This window comes from Cytobacillus mangrovibacter (assembly GCF_042865275.1).
GTDB lineage: Bacteria > Bacillota > Bacilli > Bacillales > Cytobacillaceae > Cytobacillus > Cytobacillus mangrovibacter.
Genome location: NZ_JBIACJ010000005.1, coordinates 236332 through 260450, shown reverse-complemented (window position 1 = coordinate 260450; position 24119 = coordinate 236332). Strand labels below are relative to the sequence as shown.

Annotated in this window: 26 protein-coding genes and 3 other annotated features; of the genes, 22 read left to right on the top strand and 4 right to left on the bottom strand. The window is 38.7% G+C overall.

Annotation, left to right across the window (positions count from 1 at the left end):
- Window positions 1-8: 8 nt before the first annotated feature.
- From mutM to ACFYKT_RS11520, 15 genes are all read left to right on the top strand, one after another.
- A complete protein-coding gene (gene mutM / locus ACFYKT_RS11590) occupies window positions 9-836 on the top strand; it encodes a DNA-formamidopyrimidine glycosylase (protein WP_389219604.1) in 828 nt (275 codons plus the stop codon).
- A gap of 235 nt (window positions 837-1071) precedes the next feature.
- Window positions 1072-1704, top strand: coding sequence for a sporulation membrane protein YtaF (ytaF, locus tag ACFYKT_RS11585; protein ID WP_389219762.1), 633 nt, complete (start codon window positions 1072-1074; stop codon window positions 1702-1704).
- Window positions 1705-1724: 20 nt separating this feature from the next.
- Complete coding sequence (coaE, locus tag ACFYKT_RS11580) at window positions 1725-2324, top strand: dephospho-CoA kinase (protein ID WP_389219603.1); 600 nt, start codon at window positions 1725-1727, stop codon at window positions 2322-2324.
- Window positions 2325-2766: 442 nt separating this feature from the next.
- Window positions 2767-3801, top strand: coding sequence for a glyceraldehyde-3-phosphate dehydrogenase (locus ACFYKT_RS11575; RefSeq protein ID WP_389219601.1), 1035 nt, complete (start codon window positions 2767-2769; stop codon window positions 3799-3801).
- A 327-nt stretch (window positions 3802-4128) separates the two neighbouring features.
- Entirely contained in the window at window positions 4129-4503 is a 375-nt protein-coding gene (gene speD / locus ACFYKT_RS11570) for an adenosylmethionine decarboxylase (protein WP_389219599.1), read from the top strand.
- Between the two features lie 163 nt (window positions 4504-4666).
- Window positions 4667-5125 (top strand): transcriptional regulator NrdR, encoded by a 459-nt coding sequence (gene nrdR, locus ACFYKT_RS11565; protein WP_389219598.1) that lies wholly within the window; start codon window positions 4667-4669, stop codon window positions 5123-5125.
- A 125-nt stretch (window positions 5126-5250) separates the two neighbouring features.
- Window positions 5251-6672, top strand: a complete 1422-nt coding sequence (locus tag ACFYKT_RS11560; protein ID WP_389219596.1) for a replication initiation and membrane attachment family protein — start codon at window positions 5251-5253, stop codon at window positions 6670-6672.
- Entirely contained in the window at window positions 6673-7602 is a 930-nt protein-coding gene (gene dnaI / locus ACFYKT_RS11555) for a primosomal protein DnaI (protein WP_389219594.1), read from the top strand.
- A gap of 117 nt (window positions 7603-7719) precedes the next feature.
- Window positions 7720-8595, top strand: a complete 876-nt coding sequence (gene ytxC / locus ACFYKT_RS11550) for a putative sporulation protein YtxC (protein ID WP_389219592.1) — start codon at window positions 7720-7722, stop codon at window positions 8593-8595.
- A gap of 60 nt (window positions 8596-8655) precedes the next feature.
- Window positions 8656-8935, top strand: a binding site (T-box leader).
- A gap of 207 nt (window positions 8936-9142) precedes the next feature.
- Window positions 9143-11074 (top strand): threonine--tRNA ligase, encoded by a 1932-nt coding sequence (gene thrS / locus ACFYKT_RS11545; protein WP_389219590.1) that lies wholly within the window; start codon window positions 9143-9145, stop codon window positions 11072-11074.
- A 247-nt stretch (window positions 11075-11321) separates the two neighbouring features.
- Window positions 11322-11453 (top strand) — a sequence feature (ribosomal protein L20 leader region).
- A 155-nt stretch (window positions 11454-11608) separates the two neighbouring features.
- The gene (infC, locus tag ACFYKT_RS11540) at window positions 11609-12115 is read left to right on the top strand and encodes a translation initiation factor IF-3 (protein ID WP_389219588.1); all 507 of its coding nucleotides are present in this window, start codon (window positions 11609-11611) and stop codon (window positions 12113-12115) included.
- Window positions 12116-12130: 15 nt separating this feature from the next.
- Window positions 12131-12331, top strand: coding sequence for a 50S ribosomal protein L35 (gene rpmI, locus ACFYKT_RS11535; protein WP_009333215.1), 201 nt, complete (start codon window positions 12131-12133; stop codon window positions 12329-12331).
- A gap of 26 nt (window positions 12332-12357) precedes the next feature.
- Window positions 12358-12717 (top strand): 50S ribosomal protein L20, encoded by a 360-nt coding sequence (gene rplT / locus ACFYKT_RS11530; protein ID WP_389219585.1) that lies wholly within the window; start codon window positions 12358-12360, stop codon window positions 12715-12717.
- Window positions 12718-12976: 259 nt separating this feature from the next.
- The gene (locus ACFYKT_RS11525; protein WP_389219583.1) at window positions 12977-13249 is read left to right on the top strand and encodes a DUF1294 domain-containing protein; all 273 of its coding nucleotides are present in this window, start codon (window positions 12977-12979) and stop codon (window positions 13247-13249) included.
- A 63-nt stretch (window positions 13250-13312) separates the two neighbouring features.
- Window positions 13313-13882 (top strand): TVP38/TMEM64 family protein, encoded by a 570-nt coding sequence (locus ACFYKT_RS11520; RefSeq protein WP_389219760.1) that lies wholly within the window; start codon window positions 13313-13315, stop codon window positions 13880-13882.
- 31 nt (window positions 13883-13913) lie between these two features.
- Here ACFYKT_RS11520 and ACFYKT_RS11515 read toward each other — a convergent pair whose 3' ends face one another.
- Entirely contained in the window at window positions 13914-14330 is a 417-nt protein-coding gene (locus tag ACFYKT_RS11515) for a sigma-w pathway protein ysdB (protein ID WP_389219581.1), read from the bottom strand.
- A 138-nt stretch (window positions 14331-14468) separates the two neighbouring features.
- On the opposite strand from ACFYKT_RS11515, the gene ACFYKT_RS11510 reads away from it, so the two are divergent.
- Together ACFYKT_RS11510 and ACFYKT_RS11505 are read left to right on the top strand one after the other, a co-directional pair.
- Window positions 14469-14960, top strand: a complete 492-nt coding sequence (locus ACFYKT_RS11510; RefSeq protein WP_389219580.1) for a dUTP diphosphatase — start codon at window positions 14469-14471, stop codon at window positions 14958-14960.
- A gap of 285 nt (window positions 14961-15245) precedes the next feature.
- The gene (locus tag ACFYKT_RS11505) at window positions 15246-16331 is read left to right on the top strand and encodes a M42 family metallopeptidase (protein WP_389219578.1); all 1086 of its coding nucleotides are present in this window, start codon (window positions 15246-15248) and stop codon (window positions 16329-16331) included.
- 250 nt (window positions 16332-16581) lie between these two features.
- On the opposite strand, the gene ACFYKT_RS11500 is transcribed toward ACFYKT_RS11505, so the two are convergent.
- Window positions 16582-16833, bottom strand: a complete 252-nt coding sequence (locus ACFYKT_RS11500; RefSeq protein ID WP_389219577.1) for a hypothetical protein — start codon at window positions 16831-16833, stop codon at window positions 16582-16584.
- A 130-nt stretch (window positions 16834-16963) separates the two neighbouring features.
- Window positions 16964-17170, bottom strand: a complete 207-nt coding sequence (sspI, locus tag ACFYKT_RS11495) for a small acid-soluble spore protein SspI (RefSeq protein ID WP_389219576.1) — start codon at window positions 17168-17170, stop codon at window positions 16964-16966.
- A 116-nt stretch (window positions 17171-17286) separates the two neighbouring features.
- On the opposite strand from sspI, the gene ACFYKT_RS11490 reads away from it, so the two are divergent.
- The 3 genes from ACFYKT_RS11490 (at window position 17287) to pheT (ending at window position 21898) form a co-directional block, all read left to right on the top strand.
- Entirely contained in the window at window positions 17287-18045 is a 759-nt protein-coding gene (locus ACFYKT_RS11490; RefSeq protein WP_389219574.1) for a TrmH family RNA methyltransferase, read from the top strand.
- Between the two features lie 68 nt (window positions 18046-18113).
- Window positions 18114-18368 (top strand) — a binding site (T-box leader).
- 54 nt (window positions 18369-18422) lie between these two features.
- Complete coding sequence (pheS, locus tag ACFYKT_RS11485; RefSeq protein WP_066396598.1) at window positions 18423-19460, top strand: phenylalanine--tRNA ligase subunit alpha; 1038 nt, start codon at window positions 18423-18425, stop codon at window positions 19458-19460.
- Between the two features lie 23 nt (window positions 19461-19483).
- Entirely contained in the window at window positions 19484-21898 is a 2415-nt protein-coding gene (pheT, locus tag ACFYKT_RS11480) for a phenylalanine--tRNA ligase subunit beta (protein WP_389219572.1), read from the top strand.
- Between the two features lie 31 nt (window positions 21899-21929).
- On the opposite strand, the gene rnhC is transcribed toward pheT, so the two are convergent.
- Window positions 21930-22877, bottom strand: a complete 948-nt coding sequence (gene rnhC, locus ACFYKT_RS11475; RefSeq protein WP_389219570.1) for a ribonuclease HIII — start codon at window positions 22875-22877, stop codon at window positions 21930-21932.
- Between the two features lie 168 nt (window positions 22878-23045).
- Between rnhC and zapA the strand changes: the two genes are divergently transcribed.
- Both zapA and ACFYKT_RS11465 read left to right on the top strand, forming a co-directional pair.
- Window positions 23046-23306, top strand: a complete 261-nt coding sequence (gene zapA / locus ACFYKT_RS11470; RefSeq protein ID WP_389219568.1) for a cell division protein ZapA — start codon at window positions 23046-23048, stop codon at window positions 23304-23306.
- A gap of 7 nt (window positions 23307-23313) precedes the next feature.
- On the top strand, window positions 23314-23856 hold the full coding sequence (locus ACFYKT_RS11465; protein ID WP_389219566.1) for a CvpA family protein: 543 nt from the start codon (window positions 23314-23316) through the stop codon (window positions 23854-23856).
- Window positions 23857-24119 lie beyond the last annotated feature (263 nt).

Genomic DNA, 24119 nt, shown 5'->3' with positions numbered 1-24119 from the left:
TGATAACAATGCCTGAATTACCAGAGGTAGAAACCGTACGCAGGACATTAAAGGAACTAGTAATGAATAAACAAATTGAAAATGTTTCCGTCTTTTGGCCGAAGATCATTAAACGTCCAGAAGAAGCAGATCAATTCAGGGATGCACTAGTTGGTCAGACGTTGGTTGATATTGGCCGGCGAGGGAAATTTCTTATCCTATATACGAATGATTATGCCCTTGTTTCTCATTTGAGAATGGAGGGGAAGTATGGTGTCTTTAATAAAGATGAGCCAGTGGATAAGCATACTCATGTCATTTTTCATTTTACTGATGGGACCGAATTGCGTTACAAGGATGTTCGGAAATTTGGCACAATGCATCTTTACGCAAAAGGACAGGAATTCGACACCCTTCCCTTATCTCATTTAGGGCCGGAGCCATTTTCAGAGGATTTTACAATCGAAGCATTAGCCTCAAAGCTTGCAAAAACAAAAAGAAATATCAAAGCTGTTTTGCTTGATCAAAAAGTAGTCGTAGGTCTCGGGAATATTTATGTTGATGAAGCATTGTTCCGCTCGGGAATCCATCCGGAAAGAGCAGCCGACAGCTTAACAAAAGGTGAAATAGCTAGACTCCATAAGGAAATTTCAGATACCTTATCAGAAGCTGTTGAAAAAGGAGGGAGTACGATCCGTTCGTACGTAAACTCCCAAGGACAAATCGGTATGTTTCAACTGGAACTCTTTGTCTATGGCAGAAAAGGGGAAGATTGTAAGGTTTGCGGAAGCTTACTTGAAAGAATTGTCTCAGGAGGACGCGGAACCGTCTTTTGTCCAACATGCCAAGTGAAATAATTTTCAAATAGGAATCAGGTGAGCAAGGCGCTTCCGCTTTTCAATGTCCAGCTGCAGCGACTAGGGGCTCGAGGTCATAAGCCAAACTGGCTAGAAGGTTAAAGAGCAACCTTCCATCCAGTTTGTCTTGTGCTTGTCGGGGGTGAGCAAGGCGCTTCCGCTATTCTAATAACACTGGATAGGCTTCTTCCATATACTATCTTAGCGATTGTAAGGGAGGAGTCCGATCCAAGTGATGCAATTAGTTACCCTTTTAATATTAGCCTTTGCAGTGAGTCTTGACAGTTTTAGTGTCGGATTAACTTATGGTATAAGAAAAATGCATATTCCTTTAAAATCAATTGGCATAATCGCCTGTTGTTCAGCCATTGCTTTAATGCTTGCAATGATGATTGGCCGTATTTCTACTCAATTTTTATCGCCTTCCTTTGCGGAAAGATTAGGTGGAATCATTCTAATTTGTCTTGGGGCATGGGTTTTATATCAATTTTTTCGTCCCGAAAAGGCTAAAGATGTTCTTCCACATGAGAAGACGATTGTTAATTTTGAAATAAAATCACTAGGTCTTGTGATTAATATTTTGCAAAAGCCGATGTCGGCTGATTTTGATAAATCGGGGACAATTACCGGAATTGAAGCATTGATGCTTGGTGTTGCCTTATCCTTGGATGCCTTTGGAGCAGGAGTTGGAGCGGCTATGCTAGGATATTCCCCATATTATTTAGCATTGGCTGTGGCGATTATGAGTTCATTATTTGTGTTTATGGGATTGAAGGTGGGGTCTTTTTTTTCCAACAGCAGTTGGGTTCAAAAGTGTTCATTCATTCCAGGCGTACTGTTGATTTTAATAGGAATTTGGAAAATTTAGAGGTTTGGGAGATTTAGCTAATGTCTATTATTGTTGGTTTAACGGGAGGAATTGCTAGCGGGAAAAGCACGGTTTCCTCTATTTTGATCGAAAAAGGAATAACAGTTATTGATGCAGATCTTGAAGCACGCCTAGCCGTAGAAAAAGGGGAAGAAGCATATAATGAAATTGTCAGCCACTTCGGTGAACAAATTTTGCTTGAAGATGGATCGATTAACCGGGAGAAATTAGGATCAGTTATATTTCATAATCAGGACCAGCGTTTAAAGTTAAATAGTATTGTCCATCCGGCCGTCCGAAAAAGAATGCTCATGAAAAAGGAAGAGGCAATTGATAAAGGAGAGGAATTAGTTATCATGGATATTCCTCTTCTTTTTGAGAGTAAACTCACATCAATGGTTGACAAAACAATTGTCGTGTATGTGGACGAAACGATTCAATTGGAGCGACTAATGAATCGTAATCAGCTTTCAAAAGCGGATGCTCTTGCAAGAGTCCGTTCTCAGATGCCCCTAAAAGAGAAAATCCAATTAGCGGATGCTGTGATTAATAATAATGGAACAATCGAGGAAACAAAAAAACAGCTTTTAAATATTCTTAGTAATTGGAAAGCGATATAAAAATGCTGACTGTCCCGTAGAGAAATATTCTATGGGACAGTTTTTTGTTGAATTTTTTACTTTTGTCCTATTGAGCTGTTCAATGGGACAAATTTATGCTTTTTCCAGAAGATTTGTCTCATAGGGCCATTCAATGGGACATTATACATTCTGGCTTTCCAATTTTGTCCCATAGCCCTCTTTCATGAGACAGTTCTCTCGTCCTTACATGTACATCTATCCCATATCTCCGAATATATTCTACGTTTGAAATTCCCCAATGAAACACATTCGATTTATATGCTCTCCAGCAATTATTATTTCTTCGTAGCACACTTGAATTGACAGAATAATAAAACATCCAAATTCCACATTTTAATCATCACAAACATGCACAAATATGTTATACTAATTACATCAATTAACATTAAGAGTATAACATTAATGTGGAGGGAGCCGTAATATGAAGGCGAAAATTGCGATTAATGGTTTTGGGAGAATTGGACGAATGGTATTTAGAAAAGCCATTCTTGATGACAAACTTGATGTGGTTGCCATAAATGCAAGCTATCCAGCTGAAACTTTGGCCCACTTAATTAAATATGATACCAATCATGGGAAATTTGAAGGGGAAGTCATTCCTGAGGATGGAGCTATTATTGTAAATGGGAAGAGAGTTCAGTTATTGAGCAATCGTAACCCGTTGGAGCTTCCATGGACGGAATTAGGAATTGATATTGTTATTGAAGCTACAGGGAAGTTTAATTCCCGCGATAAGGCAGCTCTTCATTTAGAAGCAGGAGCGAAAAAGGTTATCTTAACAGCACCTGGGAAAAATGAAGATGTAACAATTGTTATGGGTGTAAATGAAAGCGCATTAAATATCGAAGAACATGATGTCATTTCTAATGCTTCTTGTACAACGAATTGTTTAGCACCTGTTGTGAAGGTACTTGATGAACAGTTTGGAATTGAGAATGGATTAATGACAACCATTCATGCGTACACAAATGATCAGAATAATATTGACAATCCACATAAGGATTTGCGCCGTGCTCGATCATGTGCCCAATCTATTATTCCGACTTCAACTGGAGCAGCGAAAGCCTTGTCATTAGTGCTCCCACATTTAAAAGGAAAGCTGCACGGAATGGCGTTACGCGTACCAACACCAAACGTGTCACTTGTTGACTTAGTTGTTGATCTTAAATCAGACGTAACAATTGATCAAATTAATGAGGCATTTGAAGCTGCTGCAAAAGGTTCAATGAATGGTATAGTAGCTATTACTGACGAACCTCTAGTATCCATCGATTTCAATACAAACGAACACTCTGCCATTATTGATGGATTATCAACAATGGTCATCGGATCCAATAAAGTAAAGGTTTTAGCATGGTATGATAATGAGTGGGGCTATTCTTGCCGCGTTGTTGACTTAACGAAATATGTAGCTCATGAACTTTCACGCTCATCATTTGTAAAAGTTGCCAACTAAATAATCGATTTTACTGCATATTTAAGGCTTGCCGTTTCATTGGCAAGCCTATTTGCTGTTGGTTTAAGTACATTTTTAATGACTTCTAATAAAATGGGTGAATGGAAAGAAACAGAGGAGCAGATCCCCATTATCAAATTTTTTTAAAAGCTTATATTGCAAAAAGAAAGTAAACAAAGTATACTAGTCCTCGTGAACTTCTTAAATTTTGGTTATAATAGCTACTTAAAGGGTTAGGACCTCTCTGGACTAACTTTCCCCCGTGGTAGTTGTGAACCATTGGAAACTTAGAAATTCATTATTATTGTTAAAGGGGGAAATTTGAATATGGAAACAATGGGTCGTCATGTTATCTCTGAGTTATGGGGATGCGATTTTGAAAAGTTAAATAATATGGATTTTATTGAGAGAACTTTCGTAGGTGCAGCTTTAAAGTCAGGTGCTGAAATCCGTGAGGTTGCTTTTCATAAATTTGCGCCACAAGGTGTGAGTGGGGTTGTAATTATCTCCGAATCACATTTAACGATTCACAGCTTCCCAGAACATGGATATGCAAGTATTGATGTATATACATGTGGTGATCTTGACCCTAGCATTGCTGCGAATTATATTGCAGAAGCACTAGGAGCAGAGACATGTGAGAATATTGAGATTCCTCGTGGTATGGGTCCTGTTCAAGTTAAGCAATCTAACATTCTATAATGTGAAACTCAAGAGGTGTATACTATGCACCTCTTTTTATTTTGTCTAGAACAGTCGCCTGCGCTTTTCATTTTGTCTCGATTATACTGTTGGGGTTTTTCATAAAAAATAGTACAATAAAAGTATCTACATATATGATCGAATAGGATTCGGAGCTGATATTATGAAATGTCCTTCATGTCAAAGTAACAATACCCGTGTTCTCGACTCCCGACCAGTTGATGATTACAGGTCCATTCGCCGAAGAAGAGAATGTGAGAGCTGTGCATACCGCTTTACAACCTTTGAGAAGGTCGAAGAAATTCCACTCATAGTTGTTAAAAAGGAAGGAACAAGGGAAGAATTTAGCCGTGATAAGATCTTGCGGGGGCTTATTAAAGCATGTGAAAAACGGCCTGTTGCATTAAAAGAACTAGAAGAAATTACATCTAGTGTGGAAAAGGAACTTCGCAGCAACGGTGTGTCTGAAATCAAAAGTGAAGCTGTTGGCGAAATGGTTATGGACAGACTAGCCAAAATTGACGATGTAGCCTATGTGAGATTCGCTTCGGTATACAGGCAATTTAAAGATATCAATGTATTTATCGAAGAACTGAAGGAATTGATTAAGAAAGAGCAGTAAATTTTACCTGAGCTGAAGACCTTCTTTGGCTCTTTTATGTTAGGAAAAATAAATGACTGGTCTGACTAATTAGTAACAATGTTCGCGAAAACAGTTTTTAGATCAAACTAGAAAGGTTGATAATTATGGCCCAGCATTGGCAGGAAATGCTTCCGATAGACAGATATACAGTGGCTGCTAGCGGGCTGATGCATGAATATGACCGGAAAGTACTAACCTTTTTGTATCAGCCTTTAATTGGCGCAACTTGTTTTAGTTTGTATATGACATTGTGGGCAGAGCTAGAAGAGAACCGATTATGGTCGAGAACAAACTCTCATCACAGTTTAATGAATTTTATGGATATGAATTTGGAAAAAATCTATCGTGCGAGAATTAAACTTGAAGGGATGGGCCTTCTAAAAGTATATGAAAAAAAGGATGAGGAATCTAGAGCATTTATTTATGAGTTGAATCCGCCATTAACACCAGAGCAATTCTTTTTAGATGGGATGCTCAATATTTATTTGTATAGAAAAGTAGGAAAAAACCAATATTCAAGATTAAAGCGTTTCTTTTCAGAGAAGAATGTTCAATCGAAGGAAGAGTATAAAGAGGTGACTAAGTCCTTCCATGATGTATATATGTCAGGTCACCAAGAATCCATTGCGATTGATTCAGACACTGAACAAATGATGCAGCCAGAGGATGAACAGTTGTTCATTGGAAGAAATGATCAAGGAAGTATTCAAATTCATTCTGCCCTTTTTAATTTTGATCTCCTTTTGGCTGGGTTAAATGAGTCACTTGTTCCCAAAAAAGCACTGACAAATAAGGTGAAAAATGCGATTAGCAATCTTGCCTTTTTGTATGGGATTGATCCAATTCAAATGAAAAATATCGTTATTAGTGCACTAACAGAAGATAACGAAATTAATATAGAAGAACTGAGAAAGTCTGCGAGAGACTGGTATCAGTTCCAAAATTATGATCAGCTCCCATCCCTTGTTGATCGAACACAGCCTGCTGTACACCAGACACAAAAAAAGGAACCAGCAACGAAAGAAGAAGAATTACTTCGGTATTTAGAGACGACATCTCCAAGACAGCTGCTGAAGGATATTTCTGGAGGTGCAGAGCCTTCTAAATCGGATTTGCAGATTATTGAAGATGTGATGTTCCAGCAGAAGTTATTGCCCGGAGTTGTAAATGTGTTGATCCAGTATGTTATGCTAAAGTCAGATATGAAGTTGACAAAAGCGTATGTTGAGAAAATTGCTAGTCATTGGGCAAGAAAGAAGATCACCACGTCTAATGAGGCGATGGTTTTAGCTAAAAATGAACATAAACAATATATGGAATGGGCTGAAGGTAAAAAGGCCCCGAAAACGGCGAAAGCTACTGGAAAGAGAAAACCAATTCGTACCGAAATGCTACCTGATTGGTTTGATGATAAGGAAAAACCTCAACCAGCGAGCAAGAAAAAGGATGAGGAAGAGCTTAAATTGAAAAAACGAGAATTAGAGGAAACATTGAAAAAGTTGCGTTCTGGGGAGGGGACTGAATAAATGGAGAAAATCAACGATACATTGAAACGGCTGGCTGGGAAGGCAGACTTTCAAAAAAGGTATGAGATGCAGCGCAGGGAAACATTGAATAATCCTGATGTACAAGAATTTCTTAAAAGTCATGAGGACGAATTAACAGATGATATGGTAAATAAAAGCTTAATGAAGCTTTATGATTACGCGCAGCAGAGTAAGGAATGCAACCGGTGTTCGAGCTTAGCGGACTGTCAAAATGTGATGAAGGGCTATCATCCTAAGCTCGTCATTCAAAGGGGAAGCATCGACCTTCATTATGAAAAATGCCCCCGAAAAGTGATGGATGATGAAAAGCGAAGAAATGAAAAACTGATTCAAAGTTTGTATGTACCAAGTGATATCCTGCATGCTTCCTTTGACTCTATTTATGCGGATGACGATCGAATTGATGCTGTCCAAAAAGCAGCTTCCTTTCTGATGAATTATAAAGTGGGCTCTAATCAAAAAGGACTTTATTTTTACGGGAAATTTGGTGTCGGCAAATCCTATTTATTAGGTGCAATTGCAAATGCACTAGCCAATAAAAAGGTATCCTCGATGATTGTATATGTTCCTGAATTATTAAGGGAAATGAAAAGCTCGATTGCCGATTCAACCTTAAATGACAAAATTTCCGCAATCAAAAAGGTGCCTGTTTTGATGTTTGACGATATTGGGGCTGAAACAATGTCCAGCTGGACAAGGGATGAGGTAATAGGTCCTATCCTTCAGTTCAGGATGCTAGAAAGACTGCCGACCTTTTTTACGTCGAACTTTGATTTTCAAGAGCTGGAGCATCATTTATCTTACAGCCAGCGCGGTGAAGAAGAAAAGATGAAAGCAAGAAGAATCATGGAGCGGATCAAATATTTAGCTGAGCCAGTTTTAGTAGAAGGTCCTAATCGCAGGGTATAATATTTTAAAGAGAAAGCTGTCAGAGCATATTCTGGCAGCTTTTTATAAATGACTTCTATTTTGTCCAAGTTCCCCATATACATTTAAAACAAAGATTTTACAAAAGGGGGGATTTGGTTGATCGAAATCATTTTCCAAAAGAATGAAGATGCAACAGATTTCTATGGATATCTGCAACTATTTCTGGCGTCTTCTGCATTATCCAATAAAAATATTCTTCAATTTGAAGATCAACATATAGTTAAAATTAATATTAAGCCAAATATGAAGGAGCATTTGGCGATCATACAAGAAGCTTTTTATCAGTTTATTGTAAAAAGTAAACAAGATAATTGGTTTCGTCGAATCTTAGCAGATCATTATTACTATCAAGATGTAGAAGAACAGCAGCAAATTCTTGAGATCATCCATTCCATTCTTGAGGGAAACCGGGAGGATCTAGCGGCATTTGTAAGTGAGTTGGATGTAGAAAGGGATTTAAAGGCAACGATTAGTCAGATTTTCCAAGAGAATATTGCGTTCTCCTTTGATTCCTTTGTGAAATTTCGGATGCGTCCACTAATGAATCAATTGGCCAAGTATGTGGAGATATCTATCGACGAATACAAAATGGAACAGGAATATCAGATGTTTATTCAAACGTTAAGAGATTTTTTATCTGGAAGAGATGCAAAGCTTAATCAAATTCATTTGCTTCTTGATGATGGGGTTCATTTTTTTGATGAGCATTTCTATGAAATAAAGCGTCCGGACCTTACAAGGATGATTGATCGAAAGCTTTTATTTAATCACCCTGTGTATGTGGATTCCGTTACGATTGCTCCATTGCTTTCAATTGCGCCATCTGCCATTTATCTGTATTCAGAAGAAATTGACCAGCCGCTTGTCCGAACGATTCAAAACATTTTCGAAGAAAGACTCATTCTTAATTCGATTGCTGTATTTTATAATAGTAAACGGCAGTTTTCTTTTATCGCCGACGAAAAAATCTAATAAGAGCCCTTGCATTCCTAATATTAACGAACTATAATACAGTACATATTAAGATAATTAGTAATTGTAATGATGAGGACAAGGGTATTCGTAATGACGGTTTATAGAGAGGGAAGGCACGGCTGAAACCTTCCTAACACGATTAGAATGCTTACCACCTCTGAACTTCAACCTTGAACTTTTGCTTGAGTGCAGCTGACGAAGAGATTCGCAGCCTGCCATTTGCCAAAATAGTATGGGTTGACGGAACAAGCCGTTATCTTGCTACAAGTCATTTCTTGCGTATTTATGAAATGAGAAGTAGGGTGGAACCACGTGTGTATAATAACTCGTCCCTTTTTATAGGGACGGGTTTTTTGTTTTATTTGCATTATTAGTTAGTTGGCGTCTTAGGAGCAAGTTTTGAATCTAGTTCCAGCGTCTAGCCCTTCGAGTCATAAGCCAATCCCCCCAGAAAGGTAAAGTACACCTTTCGGGGAGGCTTGTCTAATGCTATGCCTGAGGCTAGGCGAGACGCTTCCACTTTATAATTTAGGAGGAAATAACGATGTCAGAAGTTGTTAAAGTTTCATTCCCAGATGGCGCAGTAAAGGAGTTTCCTAAAGGATCGACAACAGAGGAGATAGCTGCTTCCATTAGTCCTGGACTGAAGAAGAAATCACTTGCTGGTAAATTCAACGGGCAAATGTATGATCTGCGCCGTCCAATTGAGGAAGATGGAACAATAGAAATTATTACACAAGACAGTAAAGAAGCATTAGAAATCCTTCGTCATAGCTCTGCCCACTTAATGGCTCAGGCAATTAAGCGCTTATACAAAGATGTTAAGCTTGGTGTCGGCCCTGTAATTGAAGGTGGATTTTACTATGATATGGATCTTGAACAATCATTAACACCTGAAGATCTGCCACTAATTGAAAAAGAAATGAAGAAAATCATTAATGAAAACATTGAGATTATCCGTAAAGAAGTGAGCCGTGACGAAGCGGTACAGCTTTTCAAGGAAATGGATGATGAATACAAGCTTGAGCTAATCGAAGCAATTCCAGCCGATGAAACGGTTACACTTTATCAGCAAGGGGAGTTCATTGACCTTTGCCGTGGTGTCCATGTGCCTTCTACTGGCAAGCTGAAGGAAATTAAACTATTAAGCATTGCAGGTGCTTACTGGCGTGGAAATAGCGATAATAAAATGCTTCAGCGCATCTATGGAACAGCCTTTTTCAAAAAAGAAGATTTAGCTGAGCATTTACGCCTGCTTGAAGAAGCAAAAGAACGTGACCACCGTAAAATTGGGAAGGAATTAAGCCTATTCACAAATTCGCAATTAGTCGGTCAAGGATTGCCGCTGTGGCTTCCTAAAGGTGCTACTATTCGTCGCATTGTTGAAAGATATATTGTTGATAAGGAAGAACGCCTTGGTTACAGCCATGTATACACTCCTGTGCTAGGAAGTGTGGAATTATACAAAACTTCAGGTCACTGGGGTCACTATCAAGAGGACATGTTCCCTGTTATGGATATGGACAATGAACAGCTTGTCCTTCGTCCAATGAACTGTCCGCATCATATGATGGTATACAAAAACAGTATCCACAGCTATCGTGAGCTTCCAATTCGGATTGCGGAGCTTGGAACGATGCATCGCTATGAAATGTCAGGAGCATTATCAGGACTTCAACGTGTACGTGGAATGACGTTAAATGATGCTCATATCTTCGTCCGCCCTGACCAAATTAAAGATGAATTTAAGCGAGTTGTTCATTTAATTCTTGACGTGTATAAGGACTTTGATTTAAATAATTATTCTTTCCGCCTATCTTATCGTGATCCTGCTGATACAGAGAAATACTTTGATGATGACATGATGTGGGAAAAGGCACAATCGATGTTAAAAGAAGCAATGGATGAATTAGGTGTGGAATATTACGAAGCTGAAGGGGAAGCTGCATTCTATGGTCCGAAATTAGATGTCCAAGTGAAAACAGCTTTAGGCAAAGAGGAAACTTTATCAACTGTTCAGCTTGACTTCTTACAGCCGGAACGCTTTGATTTAACATATGTTGGTGAAGACGGGAAGCAGCATCGTCCGGTTGTTATCCATCGTGGTGTTGTTTCAACAATGGAGCGATTTGTAGCCTTCTTGATTGAAGAATATAAAGGCGCGTTCCCAACATGGCTTGCACCAGTTCAAGTGCAAGTAATCCCAGTTTCACCAGAAATTCATTTTGACTATGCGAAGCAGGTTCAGGAGCAATTACAAGCAGAAGGCTTCCGCGTCGAGCTTGATAATCGTAACGAGAAAATTGGTTATAAAATCCGTGAAGCTCAAATGCAGAAGATCCCTTATATGCTAGTAGTTGGCGATAATGAAGTAGCAGAAAAAGCTGTCAATGTCCGTAAATATGGCGAACAGAAATCAGAAACAGTGTCATTTGAAGATTTTACAGCGGGATTGAAAGCAGAAGTAAGACGTTAATCAGACCCGATACTGCGGGGGAAATCCGATTGTGAATAATATGGAAATCCTGCAAAATAACTCAGGATTTCCGCAAAATAAAATGTGAGTTTAACATTTTAGGAATGATGTTCCATAATAAATATCAAAAAATCTATTGCATGATCTTCATTCTGTTGTTATAATTCAATTCGTTGCTGTAATAATGATTCGTTTGACACGTTAGACTTCTTTGTGATATAGTAACTAAGGTAATTGAATACAGTTTGAGGAAAAGAAGAAGCACCCGCTTCTCACCTGATTGACGCAAAAGTGAGCTGTTAACAGGTATTACGTGAACATTTTTTGTTTGAATTTGTCCGTAAAGTGTGGGTGTTATCATCCACACTTTTTTATTTGCAAAAAAAACAAATCTGCTCCTCAATTGAGCGGGAATGTAATGTATTACTTGCGACTTTCGTTTGGTCCGGTGTAGATTCGTTGGAAGAGCGCCATTCTTGACCCAAACATTGTGTTCGCATTAAACCTTGGAGGTGTCTAACTATTAGCAAAGATATGTTGTTAAACGAAGGTATTCGTGCCCGCGAAGTTCGTCTCATTGACCAAAACGGCGAGCAATTGGGAATTAAATCAAAAATCGAAGCACTTGAAATAGCTGCTCGTGTAAATCTTGACCTTGTTCTGGTTGCACCGAATGCGAAACCTCCTGTTGGCCGTATCATGGACTACGGAAAGTTCAAATTCGAACAGCAGAAGAAAGAGAAAGAAGCGCGTAAAAACCAAAAGGTTATTAGCCTTAAAGAAGTTCGTCTTAGCCCGACAATTGATGAACATGATTTTAATACAAAACTTCGTAATGCAATTAAATTCCTTGAAAAAGGCGATAAAGTTAAAGCATCCATTCGATTTAAAGGACGTGCCATCACGCATAAAGAAATCGGCCAACGTGTTTTAATTCGTTTTGCTCAAAGCTGCAATGAAGTTGGAATAGTAGAATCACATCCAAAAATGGACGGCAGAAGCATGTTTATGGTCTTAGCACCTAAAAACAACGACAAGTAAGAGGAGGAATTCCAAATGCCAAAAATGAAAACTCACCGCGGCGCTGCCAAGCGTTTCAAAAGAACAGGATCTGGTAAACTTAAGCGTTCACATGCTTACAGAAGCCATATGTTCGCTAATAAATCTCAAAAACAAAAGCGTAAGCTTCGCAAAGGAACTCTTGTTTCTTCAGGCGATTACAAACGCATCCGTAACTTACTAGTAAATCTTAAGTAATATCTCGAAATTAGGAGGGAAATCATATGCCACGTGTAAAAGGCGGTACAGTTACTCGCAAACGTCGTAAAAAAGTTCTTAAATTAGCTAAAGGTTATTATGGTTCAAAACATACATTATATAAAGTTGCTAACCAACAGGTAATGAAATCATTAATGTATGCATACCGCGATCGTCGTCAGAAAAAGCGCGACTTCCGCAAACTATGGGTTACTCGTATCAACGCAGCAGCTCGTATGAACGGTCTTTCTTATAGCCGTTTAATGCACGGTTTAAAGCTTGCTGGTATCGAAGTAAACCGCAAAATGCTTGCAGAATTAGCAGTTGCTGACGAAAAAGCATTTGCAGAATTAGCAACAGTTGCTAAGCAAAACTTAAGCAAGTAATAAAAGCGGAAGCGCCTTGTTCAGCCCCGACAAGCATAAGACGAGCCGGCATGAAGGTTGTACTCTAACCTTCTTGTCGGATTGGCTTATGACCTCGAGGGGCTAGGCGCTGGAGCTAGACAATAAAAAAAGTGAAAGCGGCTTTTGACTCGAGGGTCTAGCCGATGAAGCTTGACGATATAAAAGCCATTCTCTCTAGGGGGAATGGCTTTTTCCATAATAAAAAGTTAAGCTTAGATAAAGAAAAGGGAGGATGAGTATGGAAACTGTAATAATGATTTTCTTTATTATCATGAATATAATTGGCTATTACATCATGAAAGCTGATAAGACAAAGGCGAGAAAGAACGAGTATCGCATAAGTGAAAAAACACTATGGCTCATTGCAATATTCTTTGGCGCTTTAGGAATGACGATTGCCATGCAAACCTTCAGGCACAAAACAAAGCATCTTCAGTTTAAAATAGGTTTACCTGTCCTTGCGCTTATTGAGGTCATTCTTGGCCAGTACCTCCTTAATCATTTGTCATAACCAGCACAATTCTTCAATAAGCTGTAAGAGACACTGGAAAACAGCTAAAAGAGGTGAGGCATGATGAATGACCAATTAGCAATGCTGTTTGTAATGGTGGAAACGGCCGGGATTTTAGCACCAATTGCCTTCATATTGTTTCATATTCTAAGACAATTTCTATTTATACCAGTTTCTTTAGTTTGCATAGCAGGCGGGGTCCTATTTGGGAGTTTCTTTGGAAGTGTCTTTTCAATGATTGGTTTAGTGCTTAGCAGTGTTTTTTTCTATTTTCTTATTAGCAAAATGCCCAAAACACATGATAAGCTCTCTAGATTAAAGAAGCGTTGGTTCGGTGAATACCGAAATCTAACAGTCGGTCAAATTAGTGTACTAAAGCTAATCCCATTTGTTCATTATCATCTATTAAACTTTTGTTTAATAGAGAGAAATAAAAGCTTCAAAGATTACTTGAAAAATTCATGGATCACAAATTTGCCACTGGCTGTTTTTTATACAGTATTTGGGGAATTTATTAGCCGATTTACTCCTTCTATGATCCTTATCATTTTATTCTCACTAGGGGTTCTTGTTTTCATTTTACGGGAAAAAGTGACAATCATTAAGTGGCGAGAATTTTTTAAAACGGTATAAGAAAAAACGTTCGGGATAAGTACCGAACGTTTTAAATAAGGTCACCAAATGGTGTAGTGGGTGAATTGCCTTTTTCCATAAATTCCTTAAGTGGACTTTTCCAATCGATTTTTGCATTTGGATATTGTTCACTTACTTTTCTTTCAATAAATTGTAAATCTTCCCGAACCATACCCTTTAGAGAAGCTATGCTTCGTGGCCAAATAAAGATAGAAATTACCTCAAAGGCATTTTCAGTAGTGCCTAAATACTTCTCCCCTTCAAATAATACTCCCTTATAGGTAATGAGGAAATTTTTTCGGACATTATCCTGATCGTCCAGAAAGTAATATCGCTTCTGCTCATGGGCAAGTTCAAGCTTGCGTTTTGGATTTAGCAAATATTTGATTGTGCTATATATGAGAAAGATAATAAGTGCAAATAACAGGAAGCGGATAAACCACATCATAAAGAGCCCTCCAATGTATTTTCCTTTACTTACGGATATGTCTCAAAAAAGTTTCATCTTTTTTGTAATTTGTTATAATTTTTTATATCCCATTAAGCAAATGTTAAACGGATGGGCTGAAAATTAGGATGGTGACTTATGAATTATCAAAAATTGTTTATGATGCAAAAGGGTCTTGATCAACATATCGAAAGCAAGCATCAATTAGAAAAGGAAGATTTGTTTGATCGGAAAATCCTAGCTTTGCTAGTTGAATTAGGAGAGTTGGCGAATGAAACTCGGTGTTTTAAATTTTGGAGTTTAAAGGAGTCTTCACCAAAGCCAATCATATTAGAAGAGTATGTTGATGGAGTACATTTTATTTTATCGCTTGGGCTGGAGTGCGGCTTTGATCAGGAAGAAGATTATCGGACAGATTTACTTAAAGCGGAATCAGTAAATGATCAATTTTTATTAATTTTTGACCAGATAAGCAAATTTAGAACAAGTAGATCTGTGCATGATTTTAAAGCGTTAGTGTGTGCCTATTTACATTTAGGCGAGCTACTAGGATTTAGTTCTGAGGAGACCGAGCAGGCGTACATAGATAAAAATGAAGTGAATTATGAAAGACAGCAGCAAGGGTACTGAATAAGAATCTGTCAGAAAATCTGCAGTATGGTGGACTCATTTGCCCATAACTAGATCAACTGTAAAATAGTTGAAAGGCGGAATAATATTTTTCAAAGCATGTAATTAAGTTTGCTAAATTCGCAAAGAATATCTGTGTTACGGAAGTTAATGGGAAAATTTTGGATCTAAAGATTAAAGCAGCCTCACATGAAAACGAAGGTTGCTTGTTTGATAATTCTTTCAATTATTTGATGTGTTTTGTATAATGAAAACGAATATATTAATATTAAGGGAGTCGAAGGAATGACAAAATTAGATGCCACATTAACAATGCTGAAGGAATTAACAGACGCAAATGGAATTCCTGGTAATGAGCGCGAACCGCGTGAAGTAATGAAGAAATACATAAGCGAGTATGCAGATGAAGTAACAACAGATGGTCTAGGAAGTCTAATTGCGAAAAAGACAGGAAAAGAAGGCGGCCCGAAAATTATGGTTGCGGGCCATTTAGATGAAGTTGGCTTCATGATTACGAATATTGATGACAAAGGCTTTCTTCGTTTCCAAACAGTAGGAGGCTGGTGGTCTCAAGTTATGCTTGCTCAGCGTGTAACGATCGTAACGAACAAAGGGAATGTAACTGGTGTTATTGGTTCAAAGCCACCGCATATCCTTTCTCCTGAAGCACGCAAAAAGCCGGTAGATATTAAAGATATGTTCATCGATATCGGTGCATCAAGCCGTGAAGAAGCACAAGGATGGGGAGTTAAGCCAGGCGACATGGTCGTTCCTTATTTCGAATTTACAGTGATGAATAACGAGAAAATGCTTTTAGCAAAAGCATGGGATAACCGCATCGGCTGTGCAATTGCTATTGATGTGTTAAAAGAACTGAAGGATGCTGATCATCCGAATGTTGTTTATGGTGTAGGCACAGTGCAAGAAGAAGTGGGTCTTCGTGGGGCACGTACATCCGCACAAAAAATTGAGCCGGATATTGCTTTCGGAGTAGATGTAGGTATCGCAGGGGATACACCAGGAATTACCGAAAAAGAAGCCCTTAGCAAAATGGGCAAAGGTCCACAAATCATTCTTTATGACGCGTCAATGGTTTCTCATAAAGGATTGCGTGACCTCGTGACTGATACAGCTGATGAATTGAATATTCCATATCAGTTTGATTCTGTGCCTGGTGGCGGAACTGATTCTGGTGCCATCCATTTGACACATAACGGAGTTCCAGCCCTTTCGATTACCATTGCCACACGCTACATCCATTCACACGCAGCAATGCTTCACCGTGATGATTATGAGAATGCAGTAAAACTGATTGCTGAAGTAATCAAACGCCTAGATCGCGAAACAGTTAATAGAATTACATTTGAATAAGGGTCGAAGATACTCCAGGACTCTAGGATTCCCTGGAGTATCTTTCTCTATAGGTCTGCAATAAGTGTTGGAAGATATTTTGGTTGGAGTGAACAATTGTGGGTATTTTATAGAGGTATTGAGTTTAGGTAAAAATACTGATGTTTTAACTAATTTATCAGCTTACGTCCATCTTTTATCCGTTTTTGGGTAGGCTTGTCCTGTTTAATTGTAAATTTTGTGATCTTTTTATCGATTATTAATTCATACATTATTCTTTACCCTCAACTTCCTTCAAGAATTCTTCTAAAGTATCGAAATTACCCTTAGTGATCCTCTCATTGGCTTCAGTAATTGCCTTCTGTTCTTCTTTTGTTGGCTTAGCCTCCGGAATATTTTTTTCCCTTCCTTTACTTAATTCATGTCTAACTGTTTCTAATATTTTTTGTAAGGTTTCTGTATCTACATTATCAGTGATTGAATGTAGTTCTTTTTTTAAATTATCTCGTAATGCGCTCACCAAAAAAAACCCCCTTTTTTTCATAATTATATCAAACAACCTGTCTTAAGTAATCATTCGAATAATCAGTTTAGAGTATATTTCATAACTTTTGTATAAATAAAAAAGCGGCCATTCAGCCGCTATCTCGAACTTATTTCAAACCACTTTCCAGCGTTTGCAGCATTTCCTGCTTGTCCTGTTCTGAAGAATGATTCCAAATGACTTCAAACAATACTCCGAGCCCAGGAAGCATCTTTTCTTCTCCGTTTTGAATTGCGTCTACGATTGTATCTTTTAGCTCATCTTGTGAATTGCCAGTTACATTGTGTATGATAGCGTTGCGTAAGTTCAAGTTCATTTCACACACTCCTTATTTTTAATCATTTCGATATTATGTTTTCTATTTTTGAATTTATTATGTATTTTATTTAGGATATAATGGTGTAACCTGAGAAAAGTAAAGGAGGAACAGTGTTGAAGTATATTCACTCTGCCAATAATCCTCAAGTAAAACAATGGAAAAAACTACTAACAAAAAAAGAACGTGACAAAACGAACCTATTTTTAGTGGAAGGCTTTCACCTTGTAGAAGAAGCGCTGATAGGGGATCAAATAATCGAAATCATTATTAGTGAGAAGAAAAACTTGCCTCCTAGCTGGGATTACGGTTCCACTCCTGTCACGATGGTTACAGATGAAATTATTGATGGGCTTTCTGATACAGAGGCGCCTCAAGGGGTGCTTGCCGTATGCCGCCAGCGGGAAGCGAGTTCTGACATCGCCAGAGGAGAAAGATTTTTATTAGTGGATGCTGTTCAAGATCCAGGAAATTTAGGAACAATGATTCGAACCGCAGATGCGGCAGGAATGGATGCTGTAATTGTTGGTGAGGGAAGTGTTGATATTTACAATCCGAAAGTACTTCGCTCTGCCCAAGGCAGCCATTTTCATTTGCCAATCATTAGAGGGAATCTATTTGAATGGGTTGATGAGTTAAAAGCTGCTCAAATACCTGTATATGGTACGGCTTTAGAAAATGCCAAAGAATACACGGATATACAGGGACAAGGGAAATCTGCATTAATCGTCGGAAATGAAGGCAGTGGTGTAAATAAAGATTTATTAGGCTTAACTACGGCCAATCTCTACATCCCGATTTTTGGAAAAAGTGAATCGTTAAATGTCGCAGTTGCAACTGGGATCCTGCTGTACCATTTACAACGTGAAAAATAGGCGCGATATTTTCAGGAAAAGTTTGAAACTATGTGAAGAATATACTATAATTAACAGCAAATTATATTTATAAAACAATGACGGAGAAAAAGTAGTTTGCGAAAGAACTTTAAAGGGAGAGAATGCCTAGACTGAAAGCATTCTTAAGGGAAAGCAAAGGAATATTCACCTCCAGAGTTGACATCGGGACCATTGAATAGCTATTTCAATGTAAAGATGTACCGGCTTGTCGCCGTTATCTGAATGAAGCGAATGCATAAGCTGTTTACTTTGCTTTTGTGTTAAAAAGGGTGGTACCGCGAATCCAAAACCTCGTCCCTTTATAGGATGAGGTTTTTTATTTTGCCAAAAAACAGGATTTTAAGGAGGAGTATCAGATGCAAGAACGTTTAAAAGAATTGCAAACGGAAGCGTTGGAAAAAGTCAGCCAATCAGCTAATTTAAAGGAACTAAATGATATCCGTGTATCTTATTTAGGTAAAAAGGGTCCAATTACCGAAGTACTTAAAGGAATGGGGAAATTATCCGCTGAGGAACGTCCGATGATGGGCGCACTTGCTAATGAAGTAAGAGATGCGATTACTTCAGGGATTGAAGAAAAGCAGAAGCATCTAGAGGAAGCAGCTGTTCATGAAAAATTGGCTGCAGAAACAATTGATGTAACACTGCCAGGGCGACCAGTGAAAACGGGGAATCATCACCCGCTCACACGCATTATTGAAGAGATTGAAGATTTATTCATTGGAATGGGCTACACAGTGGCTGAAGGTCCAGAAGTGGAAAAGGACTATTATAACTTTGAAGCGCTTAATTTACCAAAGGATCACCCAGCTCGTGACATGCAAGATTCGTTCTATATTACTGAAGAAACGCTACTTCGTACACAAACGTCTCCAGTACAGGCAAGAACGATGGAAAAGCATGATGGAAAGGGTCCTGTGAAAATTATTTGTCCAGGAAAGGTGTTCCGTCGTGATAATGATGATGCCACACATTCACATCAATTTATGCAAATTGAAGGTCTTGTTGTAGGCGAAAATATTCGCATGACAGATTTAAAAGGAACATTAGAAGTGTTTGCGAAGAAATTATTTGGTGAAGATCGAGAAATTCGGATGCGTCCTAGCTTCTTCCCATTCACAGAGCCTTCGGTAGAAGTAGATGTATCATGCTTTAAGTGTGGAGGGAAAGGCTGTAATATTTGCAAGAAAACAGGATGGATCGAAATATTAGGTTCGGGAATGGTTCATCCGAATGTACTTGAAATGTCAGGTTTTGATTCGAAGAAATACTCTGGCTTTGCATTTGGTATGGGGGTTGAACGAATCGCTATGCTGAAATATGGCGTAGAAGATATCCGCCATTTCTATACAAATGATGTTCGTTTCTTAAATAATTTCCAAGTCCATGAATAAGACAATATTGAGGAGGATGTAATATGTACGTTTCATATAAATGGCTACAGGAATACGTTGATTTATCCGGCGTATCTCCTGAAGAATTAGCAGAAAAAATCACGAAGAGCGGAATTGAAGTTGAAGGCGTAGAGACGCTGAATGAAGGAATCAGCGGTGTGGTCGTTGGCTATGTTCAAGAAAGAGAACAGCATCCGAATGCTGATAAATTAAATAAATGCTTAGTTGATATTGGTGCAGAGGAACCTGTACAAATTATCTGTGGAGCAGCAAACGTCGATAAGGGGCAGAAAGTAGCAGTTGCCACTGTTGGAGCAGTATTGCCTGGCAATTTCAAAATTAAAAAAGCCAAGCTTCGTGGAGAAGAATCACATGGGATGATTTGTTCACTGCAGGAATTAGGCTTTGAAAGCAAGCTTGTTGCAAAGGAATTTGCAGAAGGGATTTATAATTTCCCTCAAGATACTGAGGTTGGTCTTGATGCATTGGAGCAATTACACCGCGATGACCAAGTATTAGAGCTTGGTTTAACACCAAACCGTGCAGACTGTTTAAGCATGCTTGGAGTCGCTTATGAAGTAGCAGCGATTTTAGGAAGAGAAGTGAAGCTTCCTGTTTCGGGAGTTGAAACCTCTTCAGAGAAAGCAACCGATTATATTCAAGTGACTGTCGATGCGAAAGAGGATAATCCTTTATATGTGGCAAAAGTGATTAAAAATGTGAAAATTGGTCCTTCTCCATTATGGATGCAGGCAAGATTAACAGCAGCTGGCATTCGCCCGCATAATAATGTTGTTGATATTACAAATTACATCCTGCTTGAATATGGGCAGCCGCTACATGCTTTTGACTATGACCGTCTTGGTTCAAAAGAAATCCTTGTACGCAGAGCAAAGGCTGGAGAGGAAATCGTTACACTTGATGATGCGAAGCGCAAGTTAACTGCGGATCATTTAGTCATTACAAATGGGGAAAATCCAATTGCCCTTGCCGGAGTAATGGGTGGGGCAAATTCTGAGGTTCAAGCAGATACAACGAATGTCCTTTTAGAATCTGCTTATTTCATCGGAGGACCTGTTCGAAAGGCATCAAAAGATCACGGATTACGCAGTGAAGCAAGCGCACGCTATGAAAAGGGTGTAGATCCGAATCGAGTAAGAGCAGCAGCAGAAAGAGCGGCACAGCTTCTTGCTGAATATGCAGAGGGTGAAGTGCTGGAAGGTTCTGTCGAAGCTAATTCACTATCAGTTGAGCCAGCTGTTGTTTCTGTTACTTTAGAAAAAATTAACCGTGTGCTTGGCACAGACTTAAGTATGAAAGATGTAGAGGATATATTTTCTCGTCTTCAATTTGAAACAGCCACTGACAATGGAGCGATCATTGTTACGGTACCGACACGTCGTGGAGATATTACAATTGAAGAAGACTTGATTGAAGAAGTGGGCCGATTATTTGGCTATGATAATTTAGCATCCACACTTCCAATCGGATCAGCAACACCAGGCCATCTTACTCCATACCAAAGCAAACGAAGAATGGTTCGTCATTACCTAGAGGGTGCTGGACTTTATCAAGCAGTAACTTACTCTTTAACAAATGAATCAAAAGCAGGACAATACTCACTTGAGAAGCGTGAACCTGTTCGATTAGCGATGCCAATGAGTGAAGACCGCAGCGTCCTGCGTTTAAGCATCATTCCACAGCTTCTCGAAGTATTAAAGTATAATACTGCCCGTCAAAATGATAGTCTTGCGGTTTACGAAACAGGCGCAGTATTTTTGGCAAATGGTTCGGAAGAATTACCAGAAGAACGAGAGCATCTTGCAGGTGCAGTAACTGGCCTTTGGCAGAGCCACCTATGGCAGGGTGAAAAGAAGCCAGTTGATTTCTTTGTTGTCAAAGGAATCCTTGAAGGCTTATTTGAAAAGCTTGGGGTTACTAGTGCGGTAGAATTCCGTCAGTCAGAAAAAGAAGGAATGCATCCTGGAAGAACAGCAGAAATCTATTTATCAGGGACATCTGTCGGCTTTATCGGTCAAACACATCCAACAGTAGAAAAAGAATATGATTTAAAAGAAACATATGTTTTCGAATTATCATTAAAGGCAATTTTAGAAGCGGACGTTCCACCATTGCAATATGTAGCGATTCCGCGCTTCCCATCAATTACACGTGATATTGCCCTTGTTGTTGATAAGGAAAAAGCAGCTGGTGAGCTGAAAAGCATTATTAAAGAAGCGGGCGGCACATTATTGAAAGAGGTTCATGTGTTTGACTTATATGAGGGTGAGCGCATGGAAGAAGGGAAGAAATCAATTGCTTTCTCTCTGAAATATTTTGATCCTGAACGAACGTTAACAGATGAAGAAGTTGTGAAGGCTCATGATAAAGTATTAGAAGCAGTGAAGGAGAAATCCGGAGCTGTATTAAGAGGATAGCAATGAAAAGGCAGCCGAAAGCGGCTGCTTTTTATCTGTATTTTTTGGCGTAAATATTCATTGCTTTTTCTGTGTTGGCAAAATGCAGTTTAACAAATGCTGGCAGTGCGTCCTTTCCTTTTTCATGAATCAGCCGTGCAGCTGCTTCATCAACTTTAGATCCTGCTCCTTTTGTAAGCGTGAAGCCTGCTGCTTTACTTAATCTTTCAAAATACTTAACAAATGCATAACGAGCCAAAATGGAGGCCGCAGCAACGGAGAGGTGGACACCTTCTGCTTTTGTACTGAAAAAAACATTCTTTCTTTGGATGATCTTTTCATTTTTAAGATATTGATAATAAATTTCTTCCTTTGCAAATTGGTCGATTAAAATGGCATCAGGCTGATCAGGGGCAATTTTTCCAAGTACATGGCCGATTGCTTGATTATGAAGCAAGGCTTTCAGTTTTCCTTGGGACATTCCTGATTTCTGCATCTTATTATATTTTTCATTGTGTAAAGTTAGTAAGCTGTATGGAACAATATCCTTTATTTGTTTTGCGATGTGTATGATTTGCTCATCCTTTAGGTTTTTAGAATCCTTCACACCTAATTCTTTTAATAATGGAATCTGCTCCTTCTTCACATAGGCTGCAACAACTGTGATCGGACCAAAGAAGTCACCTGTACCAACTTCATCAGATCCAACAACAGAAAGTGTTTCGAAATTCTCTGGCAAGTGGGACCCTGGGGTATTTGCCTTTTTTGCTGTATGGGCTGGTTTAGAAGCTGAAAGGCTCTCTCCCCATTTTGCTGCTTCTGCAGTGCTGTTTCCCCCTTGAAATAAGACTTTTCCAGATTTATAAGCAGTGATTGAACAACTGGGTGTTTTGGCTGCAAATACACTTCCAGGTGGGTATTTATCAGTTAAATAAGTTTGATAATATATTTTCATTTCCTCAATTTCGTTCAATTTTTTTATGATAACTACATTGCTCATGAAAGCACTCCTTCTGTTTTCTCATATTCCTTGTAAAATAGTTTACTACTTATCTTCGGTCGCAGAACCTGACATAGTCTGTTAAGTTTTGACAAGCTTCTACTTCCCACGTTTTTCTGTTCGTGTTATGATATTGTGTAGGATTCTTAAGAATGGGGGGCATGAATGTTGTCAGATGTACAAAAAAACCGTACAAGTGTTGATATATATGGAATTCAGTATATCATTATAGGTACCGAAAGCCCCAGCCATATACGTCTTGTAGCCTCGATGGTTGATGATAAGATGCGTGAAATCAGCTCGAAGAATCCTTCCCTCGGCAGCAACAAACTAGCTGTATTAACAGCGGTCAACGCAGTAAATGATTATATTAAAGCAAAAGACCGTATAGAACAGCTTGAAAATGAATTAAAAAGAGTAAAGGACTGAATAAGTCATGCTGGATCTCGCAATATTAATTATATTAGTTTTTGGATTTTTCATTGGACTAAAAAGAGGCTTTATCCTGCAATTAATCCATTTAACAGGATTTATTATTGCATTCATCATTGCAAATATGTATTATGAAAAGCTTGCTCCGAAACTAACACTTTGGGTGCCATACTTAAGCTTTGGGGATCGTTCTGCTTTTCAAATGCTTTTTGATCAAGCAAATCTTGAAGAAGCCTATTATCGCGCCATTGCCTATGTCGTGATTTTTATTGCTGTAAAAATAATTCTCCAAATTATTGGCAGTATGCTTGATTTTGTAACGAATTTGCCAGTACTGAAACAGCTCAATGTTTGGGCTGGCGGGATACTTGGATTTTTAGAAGTCTATCTTATCATGTTTATTTTATTATACATAGCCGCACTTGTACCAGTAGAAGCGATTCAAACTGCTTTAAATGATTCATTTATGGGCAAAGGGATCATCAAACATACCCCGATATTATCACAGCAAATTAAAGAGATGTGGATCGAATATATGGCTTCATAACTTCTCTAGAACTAGAGAAGTTTTCTTTTAATAGGCTGTTTTTGTAACATTATTGCTAAAGGAACGTAGTTAGTAGAGGTTGATTTGCGCTCCAGGTGCTCGCTTTCCGCGGGGTGGGCGCTGAGCCTCCTCGGCGCTAAAGCGCCTGTGGGGTCTCAGCTGTCCCACTACTCCCGCAGGAGTCTCGCACCTTCCGCTCCAATCAACAATTTTTTTTGCTAAAGGACAATTTACTTAAAAACAACAATTATTTGCAATTGCTA

Excerpts from the sequence above, each read along its gene's own strand:
- mutM (WP_389219604.1), top strand. The coding sequence starts at position 9 with ATGCCTGAATTACCAGAGGTAGAAACCGTACGCAGGACATTAAAGGAA.
- ytaF (WP_389219762.1), top strand. The coding sequence starts at position 1,072 with ATGCAATTAGTTACCCTTTTAATATTAGCCTTTGCAGTGAGTCTTGAC.
- coaE (WP_389219603.1), top strand. The coding sequence starts at position 1,725 with ATGTCTATTATTGTTGGTTTAACGGGAGGAATTGCTAGCGGGAAAAGC.
- ACFYKT_RS11575 (WP_389219601.1), top strand. The coding sequence starts at position 2,767 with ATGAAGGCGAAAATTGCGATTAATGGTTTTGGGAGAATTGGACGAATG.
- speD (WP_389219599.1), top strand. The coding sequence starts at position 4,129 with ATGGAAACAATGGGTCGTCATGTTATCTCTGAGTTATGGGGATGCGAT.
- nrdR (WP_389219598.1), top strand. The coding sequence starts at position 4,667 with ATGAAATGTCCTTCATGTCAAAGTAACAATACCCGTGTTCTCGACTCC.
- ACFYKT_RS11560 (WP_389219596.1), top strand. The coding sequence starts at position 5,251 with ATGGCCCAGCATTGGCAGGAAATGCTTCCGATAGACAGATATACAGTG.
- dnaI (WP_389219594.1), top strand. The coding sequence starts at position 6,673 with ATGGAGAAAATCAACGATACATTGAAACGGCTGGCTGGGAAGGCAGAC.
- thrS (WP_389219590.1), top strand. The coding sequence starts at position 9,143 with ATGTCAGAAGTTGTTAAAGTTTCATTCCCAGATGGCGCAGTAAAGGAG.
- infC (WP_389219588.1), top strand. The coding sequence starts at position 11,609 with ATGTTGTTAAACGAAGGTATTCGTGCCCGCGAAGTTCGTCTCATTGAC.
- rpmI (WP_009333215.1), top strand. The coding sequence starts at position 12,131 with ATGCCAAAAATGAAAACTCACCGCGGCGCTGCCAAGCGTTTCAAAAGA.
- rplT (WP_389219585.1), top strand. The coding sequence starts at position 12,358 with ATGCCACGTGTAAAAGGCGGTACAGTTACTCGCAAACGTCGTAAAAAA.
- ACFYKT_RS11525 (WP_389219583.1), top strand. The coding sequence starts at position 12,977 with ATGGAAACTGTAATAATGATTTTCTTTATTATCATGAATATAATTGGC.
- ACFYKT_RS11520 (WP_389219760.1), top strand. The coding sequence starts at position 13,313 with ATGAATGACCAATTAGCAATGCTGTTTGTAATGGTGGAAACGGCCGGG.
- ACFYKT_RS11515 (WP_389219581.1), bottom strand. The coding sequence starts at position 14,330 with ATGATGTGGTTTATCCGCTTCCTGTTATTTGCACTTATTATCTTTCTC.
- ACFYKT_RS11510 (WP_389219580.1), top strand. The coding sequence starts at position 14,469 with ATGAATTATCAAAAATTGTTTATGATGCAAAAGGGTCTTGATCAACAT.
- ACFYKT_RS11505 (WP_389219578.1), top strand. The coding sequence starts at position 15,246 with ATGACAAAATTAGATGCCACATTAACAATGCTGAAGGAATTAACAGAC.
- sspI (WP_389219576.1), bottom strand. The coding sequence starts at position 17,170 with ATGAACTTGAACTTACGCAACGCTATCATACACAATGTAACTGGCAAT.
- pheS (WP_066396598.1), top strand. The coding sequence starts at position 18,423 with ATGCAAGAACGTTTAAAAGAATTGCAAACGGAAGCGTTGGAAAAAGTC.
- pheT (WP_389219572.1), top strand. The coding sequence starts at position 19,484 with ATGTACGTTTCATATAAATGGCTACAGGAATACGTTGATTTATCCGGC.
- rnhC (WP_389219570.1), bottom strand. The coding sequence starts at position 22,877 with ATGAGCAATGTAGTTATCATAAAAAAATTGAACGAAATTGAGGAAATG.
- ACFYKT_RS11465 (WP_389219566.1), top strand. The coding sequence starts at position 23,314 with ATGCTGGATCTCGCAATATTAATTATATTAGTTTTTGGATTTTTCATT.